The organism is Photobacterium sp. TY1-4 (assembly GCF_025398175.1).
Lineage (GTDB): Bacteria > Pseudomonadota > Gammaproteobacteria > Enterobacterales > Vibrionaceae > Photobacterium.
On the sequence record NZ_CP099735.1, the window covers coordinates 1,110,576 to 1,122,412 of the forward strand.

Here is an 11,837-nt window from a genome sequence, read left to right on the forward strand (position 1 = left end):
TGCCATGACCCCGGAACTTGTCGTCACCCTGTTCTCCGATGCCGTCTGGATCATTATCAACCTGGTGATGGTGCTGGTGATCCCGGGCCTGCTGGTCGGCCTGGTGATTGCCGTCTTTCAGGCTGCAACCCAAATTAACGAACAGACCTTAAGTTTTCTGCCGCGCCTGCTGGTGACCCTGCTGATGGTCATTTTCGCCGGACACTGGATGCTGCGTCGACTGATGGATCTGTTTGATTACCTGTTTCACAATATCCCGGGAATGATCGGCTGATGATGGTCACCTTTGCTGAAATTTCAGCCTGGCTCGGCCAATTCTGGTGGCCCTTCTTTCGCCTCGGCGCGGCAATGCTGGCCATGCCGTTTTTCGGCGACGCCATCATCCCGGTTTGGGTTCGTGCCCTGCTGGCGCTGTCACTCACCGTGATCACCGCCCCGCTGATGCCGGCCATGCCCGCCATCGATTTGCTGTCGTTCAAAGCCATTTTCCTGGCCCTGGAGCAAGCGGTCTGGGGCGTGCTGTTCGGCCTGATCCTCCACCTGCTGTTTACCGTCCTGACCACACTCGGGCAAATCATCTCGATGCAGATGGGCCTCGGGATGGCGGTGATGAACGATCCGGTCAACGGCTTGTCGGTGGCCATCCTGGCGCGGATGTTTCTGATTTTTTCCACCTTACTGTTCCTGGCGCTCGACGGCCATTTAGTGGTGATTGATATTCTGATCCAGAGCTTCACGATCTGGCCGGTCGGCTCCGGCTTAGCCGGTCCCTCGGTTCAAGGCGTGGTGAATCTGTTTGGCTGGATGTTCGCCTCCGCGCTGGCACTGGCGCTGCCCGCAATCGTCTCCATGCTGCTGGCCAACATCAGCTTCGGGGTGATGAATCGGGCCGCGCCCAGCCTCAATGTCTACGCCCTGGGTTTTCCGATGACCATGTTACTCGGTCTGTTCAGTGTCCTGTTATCCATCAGCGGCATTCCGAGCCGCTATACCGAACTGGTCCACACCGGGCTGGACCAACTCCGCCTCTTCACCTTGGGGGGATTATGAGTAACAACTCTGCGCAGGATAAAACCGAAAATGCCACACCCCAGAAAATCCGCAAAGCCCGGCTCGAAGGGCAAATTCCCCGAGCCAAAGAATTCACCACTGCGGTGATTTTTCTGTTGGTGACCGTGTATTTCTCATTCCAGTTGGACACGATCTGGCAGCATATGCAGGGCGTGTTCCGCTTCAACCTGGAGCTAACTCGCGCCGACCTGGACAACCCGTGGCAAGGCATTGAGCATCTGGGCAACAGCCTGGGGATGTTGATTGATCTGCTCTTTCCGCTATTTGCCGTGATTCTCATTACAACGCTCGGCAGCAGCCTGGTGCTCGGCGGCTGGCTGTTTCATCCGGCCAGCGTGATGCCCAAACTGAGTAAACTCAACCCACTGGCGGGGATCAAGCGGATGTTTTCGACCCGCTCGCTGGTCGAGCTGTTGAAATCATCGCTCAAGGTCAGCGTGATCTTCGCCCTGCTGTATGTCTATCTCGACAGCCACCTGGCCCACCTGCTGGCGATGCAGCAGCTCCCCCTGGAGCAAGGGGTAGCGCTGATCATGGAAATTTTGTTCGACGGCGTGCTGTTGATGGGGGTTGCCCTGTTGCTGTTCGGCCTGATCGATGTGCCGTACCAGCGCTGGGAGCATCTCAAACAGTTGAAAATGACCAAACAGGAAATCAAAGAAGAATACAAAAACAGCGAAGGCAGCCCGGAAGTGAAGCAGCGGATCCGTCAGATCCAGCAACAGTTTGCCCGACGGAAAATCGAAAAAAACGTCCCTCAGGCCGATGTGGTGATCACCAACCCGACCCACTATGCCGTCGCGATTAAATACGACCCGTCACTGTCGGATGCGCCGTTTGTGGTCGCCAAAGGTGTCGATGAAACCGCCCAGCACATTCAGCGTCTGGCCCGTGAGCACAATGTCGAGGTGCTCAGCTCGCCGCCGCTGACCCGGGCGATTTATCACACCACCCAGCTGGAGCAGGCGATCCCGAGCCAGCTTTACATTGCGGTAGCCCATATTCTCACCTACGTGCTCCAGCTCAAGGCGTTTCGCAGCGGGCAAGGTGAGACACCGCAACCGCTGCCGGTCTTTAGCATACCCAAGCATTTACAACACTGATGAACCCCACGGTTCATCACCCGAATTTATTATGAATCTGAGTACTTACCACCGTATGAAGGACAGTCAATGCAAAACTGGCTAACCACGCTTAAACATTCCAACAAAGGGTACATCGGGATCCCGTTTGTCCTGTTGATGATTCTGGCCATGGTCATTCTGCCGTTGCCGCCCATTCTGCTGGATGCCCTGTTTACCTTCAACATTGTCCTGGCGGTGCTGGTGCTGCTGGTCAGTACCACGGCCAAACGGCCGCTGGACTTTTCGGTCTTCCCGACCATTCTACTGGTCGCGACCCTGCTGCGCCTGACGCTGAACGTCGCCTCCACCCGGGTGGTGCTGCTCGAAGGTCACAATGGCGGGGCGGCTGCCGGTAAGGTGATTCAGTCCTTCGGTGAAGTGGTGATCGGCGGCAACTACGTCGTCGGTATGGTGATTTTCGTGATCCTGATGATCATCAACTTTGTGGTGATCACCAAAGGGGGCGAGCGGATTTCCGAAGTGGCCGCCCGTTTCACCCTTGATGCCCTGCCCGGCAAACAGATGGCTATTGATGCCGATCTCAACGCCGGTCTGATCGATCAGGATCGCGCCAAGCAGCGCCGCCGGGACGTGGCCAATGAAGCAGACTTCTACGGCTCGATGGACGGTGCGTCCAAGTTTGTCCGGGGTGACGCCGTCGCCGGTTTACTGATCCTGTTTATCAACATCATCGGCGGGATCAGCATCGGGGTATTCGAACACGGCCTGGCCGCAGCGGACGCATTCAAAACCTACGCCCTGCTCACCATTGGTGATGGTCTGGTGGCCCAGATCCCATCCCTGTTGCTGGCCACTTCAGCCGCAATCATCGTCACCCGGATCAACGACAGCGATGACGACATGGCGCAGGCCATGCACAACCAGCTGCTGGCTTCGCCGACCACGCTATTTACCGTCGCAACCGTGATGCTGGTGATCGGCCTGGTTCCGGGGATGCCGCACCTGGCCTTTTTCACCTTCGCCGCCGTGGTCGCCTTCGCCGCCTGGCGACAGCTCAAAGCCCCTGTTGCTGATACCCAACTGGAAGAGGTTCAGGCGCTGAGCAACGCCATGCAGCGGGAAGGTGAGCAGTCGCTGACCTGGGATGACATTCCCCATGTCCACAGCCTGTCGCTGGCGCTGGGTTTTCGCCTGGTCCATCTGGTCAACCCGGAGCAAGGCGCGCCCCTGTCCCAGCGGATCCGCGGGGTACGGAAAAACCTGTCCGAGCAGGTCGGGTATCTGCTGCCGGAAGTGAGTATTCGCGACAACCTGAGCCTGAAGCCGAACCAGTACACCCTCTCGCTGAACGGGGAAGTGATTGAGCAAGGATTCATTGAGCCGGATCGCCTGATGGCCATTGCCGTGGGTGAAACCTACGGGGAAGTCGACGGGATCCTGGGCCACGATCCGGCGTATCAGTTGCCGGCCGTCTGGATCCAGCACCACGATAAAGCCAAGGCGCTGAACATGGGCTACCAGGTGGTCGATGATGCCACGGTGATCGCGACGCACCTCAGCAAAGTGATGAAAACCCACCTGTCTGAGCTGTTCAACCACGACGATGTCGAGCAACTGAACCAACGACTGGCCCGCCAGGCGCCCAAGCTGGCCGAAGCCCTGAGCGGGATGCTCAATGCCAGCCAGCAACTGAAAGTCTATCGCCAGTTATTGCTCGATCAGGTACCGCTCAAGGATATCCGGACCATTGCCAACACCATGCTGGAGAGTGCGGAAAACAGCAAAGATCCGATCCTGCTGGCGGCAGATGTCCGATGCAGCCTGCGGCGGACGCTGGTGAATTTAATCAACGGTGAACGTCAGGAACTGAGCGTCTACGCACTGTCAGATTCGTTGGAGCAGATCCTGCTGAGCTCGCTGCAACAGGCACAGGCGGCCGGACCGGTGATGCTCGACAGTTTCCCGGTGGAGCCGAATATTCTGGGCCAGTTCCAGCAGAACCTGCCGCTGATCCGCCAGCAACTCAAACAACAGGGACTCCCCCCGGTGCTGTTGGTGATGCCGCAGCTCCGTCCGCTACTGTCGCGCTACGCCCGCACCTTTGCCCAAGGACTGGCCGTACTGTCTTACAATGAAATCCCGGAAAACAAGCCCATCAATGTCATTGGCAATTTGGGTTAAGCTGCCATTCCGGCTTTCTGGCGCCAGGCTCATCATGGGCCTGGCACCGGATTCACTGACGTGTGCAAGTACACCGCACCTGATGCTCCTTCCACGCTCCAATATCTGCCTCAACCTCCGCCTCACTATCCGCCCCAGCCCCGATTCAACATCCGTTTCACCATGCCGTCCCATGAAACATCTCAGAACCAGAAACCAGAAACCAGAAACCAGAAACCAGAAATATGAATATATACTCACATAAGGCGTACGTAAAAAAAGCCATCATGAACGCGAAATGAAAGTGGAAAAATCCGCAAATCAGAGCCACTCCACAGCAAAAAACAAAGGTCCGATCAGTCAACACCTATCCAAAAAAGCGTCATTTAAAAGCTATACTTCTGAATAATCAATAAGTTATAAAAATGAATATTTAGTTAATCTTTTGCATGTCATGACCGCCTATTTATAACGAACAGAAAATCCTCTGAAAGATAAACAACGTAGGAGAACACCCATGGCGCTGTCTATGCATACCAATATCGCATCGTTGATCACCCAGAACACGATGACTCAGAACTCCAACCTGCTGAACACCGCGATGGAGCGTTTGAGTACCGGTCTTCGCGTTAACTCTGCAGCCGATGACGCAGCCGGCCTGCAGGTGGCGAACCGTCTGGAAGCACAAACCCGCGGCATGACTGTGGCGATGCGCAACGCCCAGGACGGCATCTCGATGATGCAAACGGCTGAAGGGGCAATGGATGAAGCTACTAACATCCTGTACCGCATGAACGACCTGGCGACACAGTCTGCGAACGGCTCGGCAACGGATACAGACCGGGCTGCAATGGATGCTGAATATCAGGAACTGGGCAAAGAGCTGAAATCCATCATGGCGAACACCCAGTTCGGTGGCCAGAAACTGCTGAGCGGCGGTGGTTTTGGTGCCGGTGCGATTGATTTTCAAATTGGCGCCAGCTCTGCAGAAAAACTGAGTGTCGATGTTTCTGGAAACCTGGGTAAGGTTGCCACAGCATTTAACTCAGCGGCTGCCGGTGCTGTTGGCACAGCAACAACAGCAGGTGATCTGGGTAATATCATTGACCAGGCTAATGCCAAAACAGCCATGAATACCATCAATGTCCAGGCGGGTGGTACTGCTGGTGATCCATCACTGCTGGATCTGGTGGGTTCGGTCCGCTCTTCCCTGGGTGCCAACATTAACCGCCTGGAGCACACCATTACCAACCTGGGCAACATGGTTGAGAACACCACGGCAGCCAAAGGCCGGATCATGGATGCAGACTTCGCGGTAGAATCTGCCAACATGACCAAGAACCAGATGCTGATGCAAGCCGGGAGCTCCGTGCTGGGTAAATCTGGCCAGCTATCCGGTATGGCGATGTCGCTGCTGCGCTAAGCAGGCACTCCCCAAACCCGAAAGGCTGTCGGACAGGCAGCCGCGGCTACCTCAATCCCCGGGCCCTGTTCGGGGATTGTCGCAGATTCAACTGCGAACCATCCGCGTATCATCGCAATTCCTCAATACTCACAAAATGGCAGGTGAAGACAGCACATAAGAGCACCACGAATCGGCAAACCCCAGCCGGACTTCTTCATCGTGCTTGTTCAATGCTGCACAGCCCACGGCAGAACCACTGCCTTCACACCGCCGTAAACATTCAAGCATGCCAACAAGTGAATAAAAAAATCATTTCTTCGTTAATCTTTTTCCAATCCCTTCCGCCTTACTAAATCAAACCGAACATCTTCTGAAAATTGATAACACGAGGAGACCCCCATGGCGCTGTCTATGCATACCAATATCGCATCGCTGATCACCCAGAACACGATGACCCAGAACTCCAATCTGCTGAACACAGCCATGGAGCGTTTGAGTACCGGCCTTCGCGTTAACTCTGCGGCCGATGACGCAGCCGGCCTTCAGGTGGCGAACCGTCTGGAAGCACAAACCCGTGGCATGTCAGTCGCCATGCGTAACGCCCAGGACGGTATCTCGATGATGCAAACCGCGGAAGGCGCGATGGATGAAGCAACCAACATCCTTTACCGCATGAACGATTTGGCGACACAGTCTGCGAACGGCTCAGCCACCGCGACCGACCGTACGGCATTGAACGCGGAATATCAGGAACTGGGTAAAGAGCTGCAATCGATCATGGCGAACACCCAGTTCGGTGGCCAGAAGCTGCTGAGCGGCGGTGGTTTCTCCGGTACGATTGATTTTCAAATCGGTGCCAGCTCTGCTGAAAAACTGAGTGTTGATGTTTCTGTAAATCTGGGCAAAGTGGATACAGGCTTTAAGTCAGCCGCAGCTGCTGCCAAAATTGATCCCGCTACAGGAAAATCTGATACCGCAGCAACAGCAGGTGATCTGGGAGATATCCTGGATCAGGCCAATGCAAAAGTTGCCATGAATACCATCAATGTCCAGGCGGGCAGCACTGCCGGTGACCCATCACTGCTGGATCTGGTGGGTTCCGTCCGCTCTTCCCTGGGTGCCAATATTAACCGCCTGGAGCATACCATTACCAACCTGGGCAATATGGTTGAAAACACCACAGCTGCCAAAGGCCGGATCATGGATGCGGATTTCGCGGTGGAATCTGCCAACATGACCAAGAACCAGATGCTGATGCAAGCCGGGAGTTCTGTGCTGAGCAAATCAGGCCAGCTATCCGGTATGGCGATGTCACTGCTGCGCTAAACAGACACTCTCCAAACCAAAAAGGCTGCCGGACAGGCAGCCGCTGCTCCCTACATCCCCAACTCAGGTTGGGGATTTTTTTATGCGCCTCACCGAGCGGTACATGGGCATTGGCCCGCTCTCCACGCAATTACGCAATTACGCAATTACGCAATTACGCAATTACGCAATTACGCAATTACGCAATCAGGATAAATCCAAAAAAAAACATCAAGATAAAATTAATCAAAAAATACGGGCTCTGTAATTAATGTTTTCTGAACTACATCCGCCTTATTCATGAGAACAGATAATCTTCTGAAAGATAAACAACGTAGGAGAACACCCATGGCGCTGTCTATGCACACCAATATCGCATCGCTGATCACCCAGAACACGATGACTCAAAACTCCAACCTGCTGAACACAGCCATGGAGCGTTTGAGCACCGGTCTTCGCGTTAACTCTGCGGCCGATGACGCAGCCGGCCTTCAGGTGGCCAACCGTCTGGAAGCACAAACCCGTGGCATGTCTGTGGCGATGCGTAACGCCCAGGACGGCATCTCAATGATGCAAACCGCGGAAGGCGCGATGGACGAAATGACCAACATCGTTTACCGCATGAACGACTTGGCCACCCAGTCTCTCAACGGCACCAACTCAGCCACAGACCGGACAGCCATGAACGAAGAGTTTGGCCAGCTTGCAGCAGAGCTGGACAACATCATGGACAACACCAAGTTTGGTGGCCAAAAGCTTCTGGATACCGATGGTTTTGCTGCAGGTGCAGTCAATTTTCAAATCGGCGCTTCTTCAGCAGAAACGCTGGCAGTGAACGTAAAAACAGAGATTGATGCAGTTGCAGCAACACTGGCTCATGCCGATGTTGCCGGCGGTATCGATGATGCAACCAAAGCCAAAGCAGCGATGGATAAGTTAAGCGGTGCTGGCGGCCTGATCGAGCAAATTGGTACCACACGTGCCGGCTTTGGTGCCAATATCAACCGCCTGGAGCACACCATCACCAACCTGGGCAACATGGTTGAAAACACCACGGCGGCTAAAGGCCGGATCATGGATGCGGATTTCGCGGTGGAATCAGCCAACATGACCAAGAACCAGATGCTGATGCAAGCCGGGAGCTCTGTGCTGAGCAAGTCAGGTCAGCTATCCGGTATGGCAATGTCGCTGCTGCGCTAAGCAGGCACTCTCCAAACCAGAAAGGCTACCGGACAGGCAGTCGCAGATCCCTAAATCCCCAATCCAGGTTGGGGATTTTTTATATGCCTCACCGCGCGCACACCATGGGTATTTACCCGTCCCTCACACAAGCACACCTCAAAAAACTAAAATGAAATCAACAAGATCATCATAAAAAAATTATTAAAAAATACTGGTCCTGTAGTTAATGTTTTCAACATTGCATCCGCCTTATTCAAGCGTACAGAAATACTTTCGAAAATAAGCACACGAGGAGAACACCCATGGCGCTGTCTATGCATACCAATATCGCATCGCTGATCACCCAGAACACGATGACTCAGAACTCCAACCTGCTGAACACAGCCATGGAGCGTTTGAGCACCGGTCTTCGCGTTAACTCTGCAGCCGATGACGCAGCCGGCCTTCAGGTGGCCAACCGTCTGGAAGCACAAACCCGTGGCATGTCAGTCGCCATGCGTAACGCCCAGGACGGCATCTCAATGATGCAAACCGCAGAAGGTGCGATGGACGAGATGACCAACATCGTTTACCGCATGAACGACCTGGCCACCCAATCTCTCAACGGCACCAACTCAGCCACCGACCGGACAGCCATGAACGAAGAATTTGGCCAGCTTACAGCTGAGCTGAAGAACATCATGAGCAACACCAAGTTTGGCGGCCAGAAGCTACTGGAGACCGATGGTTTTGCCGCAGCAGCCGGCGTTACGTTCCAAATTGGTGCTTCTTCAGCCGAAACACTGACAATTAAACCTGAAGCTGAGATTAAAGCTGTTGCTGATGCACTGGCTGCAGGCACCGCAGTTGCCGACGGTATCGGTGATGCGGCTAAAGCCGGGGCTGCTATGGCTGCACTGAGCGGTGCTGGCGGCCTGATTGAGGACATTGGCACGGTCCGCGCCAGCTTTGGTGCCAACATCAACCGCCTGGAGCACACCATCACCAACCTGGGCAACATGGTTGAAAACACCACAGCTGCCAAAGGCCGCATTATGGACGCTGACTTCGCAGTGGAATCTGCCAACATGACCAAGAACCAGATGCTGATGCAAGCCGGGAGCTCTGTGCTGAGCAAATCAGGCCAGATGTCTGGCATGGCGATGTCGCTGCTGCGCTAAGCAGGCATCCCGTTCACACCACGCCATCAAAGCCGCCTTGTGCGGCTTTTTTATATCCGCATGCTCCTTTGCAACACCGCCTCCGGCTTCATCGCAGTGACGCATCCCCCGCTTGAGCAGCATTGTGTTTCTCCCCCGGCTACCGCGCATCTCTCGGTTAATGTCTTCACTCTTTCCGTCGCCTTGTTAGAAAGAGTGCCGTCTATCACTCAAATGCATCCCAGGCGCAATGTGGCTTTCTCCCGGTGCTGCCGAATCGGACATCAAACGGAAGAGCGGAAAGCACGGCGGAAACACAAAAGGGGAAGCTGCACTTCCGCCACCCATACCATGGGTGAAGAAAGATGCATAAATCATTAATTTTACAGGATTTACTATCTCAAATAACTGGCATAGAAATTGCCATAACAGCGACAGCATTAAGGAGTACTCATGAGTTCTATGGATCCGATCAGCATGGCAACCAAGCTGGCCACCATTGATGTTCAGCCTTTTCAGCAACGCTACAGCATGCAGGCCAACCAGTTCCAAAGCGAATTAACGGCACTGGGCAAAGTTGAATCGGCCTTGCGCAAATTTCGCACAGCCGTTGAAGACATGAACAGCAGCACCGCCGGTATCATCAAAAATACCGCCACGCTGTCGCAAGAAGACAATTTTTCAGCCAGCGTTAATGCCAATGCCCTGAGCGGGAATTACCAGGTCTTTGTTGAGCAGATCGCCACGGCCCACCAGCTGTCAGCCGGATTACCGGTCGGCACGACGGCCGATACCGAGGTACCGCTGACCGGTAGCCTGGATATCATCATCAACGGCGAAGCGATGTCGCTGGATCTGACCACCATCGACAAGAATGGTGACGGCAAAGGCACCTTGGCGGAACTGGTCAGTGCGATCAATGCCGACAGCACCAATCCGGGCGTGAACGCGACCCTGGTTCGGGCTGATGGTGCAACGCACTTCATGCTGTCGAGCTCCGAGACCGGCACGGCCAACAGCATCAATGTCAGTGCCACGGGCACCGGCCAGGCCTGGTTTGAAGATGCCTTTACCAACGTCACGGATATCAGTACGCCGCAGGATGCCAAAATCTGGCTGGGCCCACAGGGGACCGGCCTGGCACTGACCAACAGCTCCAATACCTTCACCGGTGTGATTGAAGGGGTAGATTTGACCGTCTCCAAAGCCCAGACCGCCGGCGAACAGCCCATCAGCATGGGTATTGGTGCCGATCAGGAAGGGACCAAAGAGCAGCTCAATGCACTGATTGACGCTTACAACAGCCTGGTCTCCACCATCGACAGTCATACCCAAAGTGGTTCGAAAGATGAAAAGCGCGGCGTCCTCGCCGGGGATCCGACCATCCGTTCGATTGAAAGCCAGCTCAACAGCGTTCTGCGAAGCCAGTACAACGGCCAGAGCCTGATGAGCATGGGCCTGAGCCTGAACCGTGAAGGCAAGCTGGAACTGGATAGCAAGCGCTTTGAAGCAGCACAAGCCAACGACAGTGCCGGTTTGGAAGCCATGTTCAATGGCGACGGTAACCTGCTCGATTCCCTGGAAAAAAACCTTGAGCCATTCCTGAAGTTCTCCACCGGCCTGCTGTCCTCGCGTAAAGATGTCCTCCAGCAGAACATTTCCCGCATCGACGACAAGCAGGCCACGCTCGATCGCAAATTCCAGATGTCTTATGACCGTTATCTGGCCCAATTTACCCAAATGAACACGCTGATGTCTCAGATGAACCAGACCAGCACCCTGTTCATATAACCAGGAGCCCCCCATGTTAATGCAAGATTCGGGTTTTAACTCATATCAACAGGTCGACCTTGACGCTCAGGCCGCCGCCGCCAACCCACATCAGCTGGTGCTGATGCTGATCGACGGTTTGCTGGATGAGCTAATCCGTGTCAAAGGCCATATCACCGCCCAGCGCCTGGCCGACAAAAGTGCCGGGATCAACAAGTGCATGAATATCCTGATGGGACTCGACAGTGCGCTGGATATGGAAAGTGGCGGCGACATTGCGGCTAACCTGCACGATTTATATGACTTCTCCCAGGTTGAGCTGTTCAACGCCAGTGTGCATAACGACATTGAGCGGATCGGGAACGTGGAGCTGGTGATGAGCAATATCCGTGAAGGCTGGGAAGGAATGGCTCAGCATGGCTAACCTGACGCCCCAGCATTTGCTTCTGCTGGCTGACAAACTCAATGCTGCTGCCGGTTGTCACGACTGGCAGCAGGTCAAGCGCATTGACCTGCAAATCAGACAACTGTTCCCGGCGTCGAAATCGCTGCCTGCAACCCCGGCGCTTCAGGACAGCCTGAGCCAGCTCAAGCGCGCCCATCAGCATGCCTTGATTTCGCTGTCCCAGGCCCGGGAAAAGCTCAAACAACAGCTGGATTCAGCCACAGAGCAAAAGGAACGCCTGATGGCCTATCAACTTGCGATGGATATGGAGTAAC

The 11,837-nt window shown here is 54.7% G+C and carries 11 protein-coding genes; all 11 read left to right on the plus strand.

The genetic code is table 11. The annotated features are described in order from the left end of the window. The first annotated feature begins 4 nt into the window (after positions 1 to 4). Complete coding sequence (gene fliQ, locus NH461_RS21800; protein ID WP_261603059.1) at positions 5 to 274, plus strand: flagellar biosynthesis protein FliQ; 270 nt, start codon at positions 5 to 7, stop codon at positions 272 to 274. Continuing rightward, on the plus strand, positions 274 to 1,050 hold the full coding sequence (gene fliR / locus NH461_RS21805; protein ID WP_261603060.1) for a flagellar biosynthetic protein FliR: 777 nt from the start codon (positions 274 to 276) through the stop codon (positions 1,048 to 1,050). The genes fliQ and fliR overlap by 1 nt, the downstream gene beginning before the upstream one ends. Next, entirely contained in the window at positions 1,047 to 2,174 is a 1,128-nt protein-coding gene (flhB, locus tag NH461_RS21810; protein ID WP_261603061.1) for a flagellar biosynthesis protein FlhB, read from the plus strand. The genes fliR and flhB overlap by 4 nt, the downstream gene beginning before the upstream one ends. 69 nt (positions 2,175 to 2,243) lie before the next feature. Beyond that, positions 2,244 to 4,337: a flagellar biosynthesis protein FlhA gene (locus tag NH461_RS21815; protein ID WP_261603062.1), complete on the plus strand. Its 2,094-nt coding sequence runs from the start codon at positions 2,244 to 2,246 to the stop codon at positions 4,335 to 4,337. 496 nt (positions 4,338 to 4,833) lie between these two features. Next, positions 4,834 to 5,739 carry a lateral flagellin LafA gene (gene lafA, locus NH461_RS21820; protein WP_261603063.1) on the plus strand — a complete coding sequence of 302 codons (906 nt, stop codon included), beginning with the start codon at positions 4,834 to 4,836 and terminating at the stop codon, positions 5,737 to 5,739. A 381-nt stretch (positions 5,740 to 6,120) separates the two neighbouring features. Continuing rightward, on the plus strand, positions 6,121 to 7,047 hold the full coding sequence (gene lafA / locus NH461_RS21825; protein WP_261603064.1) for a lateral flagellin LafA: 927 nt from the start codon (positions 6,121 to 6,123) through the stop codon (positions 7,045 to 7,047). Positions 7,048 to 7,374: 327 nt separating this feature from the next. Beyond that, on the plus strand, positions 7,375 to 8,226 hold the full coding sequence (gene lafA / locus NH461_RS21830) for a lateral flagellin LafA (RefSeq protein WP_261603065.1): 852 nt from the start codon (positions 7,375 to 7,377) through the stop codon (positions 8,224 to 8,226). Between the two features lie 284 nt (positions 8,227 to 8,510). After that, on the plus strand, positions 8,511 to 9,368 hold the full coding sequence (gene lafA, locus NH461_RS21835; protein ID WP_261603066.1) for a lateral flagellin LafA: 858 nt from the start codon (positions 8,511 to 8,513) through the stop codon (positions 9,366 to 9,368). Positions 9,369 to 9,800: 432 nt separating this feature from the next. Continuing rightward, entirely contained in the window at positions 9,801 to 11,138 is a 1,338-nt protein-coding gene (gene fliD, locus NH461_RS21840; protein WP_261603067.1) for a flagellar filament capping protein FliD, read from the plus strand. A gap of 13 nt (positions 11,139 to 11,151) precedes the next feature. Next, positions 11,152 to 11,541 carry a flagellar export chaperone FliS gene (fliS, locus tag NH461_RS21845; RefSeq protein ID WP_261603068.1) on the plus strand — a complete coding sequence of 130 codons (390 nt, stop codon included), beginning with the start codon at positions 11,152 to 11,154 and terminating at the stop codon, positions 11,539 to 11,541. Beyond that, positions 11,534 to 11,836, plus strand: a complete 303-nt coding sequence (locus NH461_RS21850; RefSeq protein ID WP_261603069.1) for a hypothetical protein — start codon at positions 11,534 to 11,536, stop codon at positions 11,834 to 11,836. The genes fliS and NH461_RS21850 overlap by 8 nt, the downstream gene beginning before the upstream one ends. The last annotated feature ends 1 nt before the right edge of the window (position 11,837 follow it).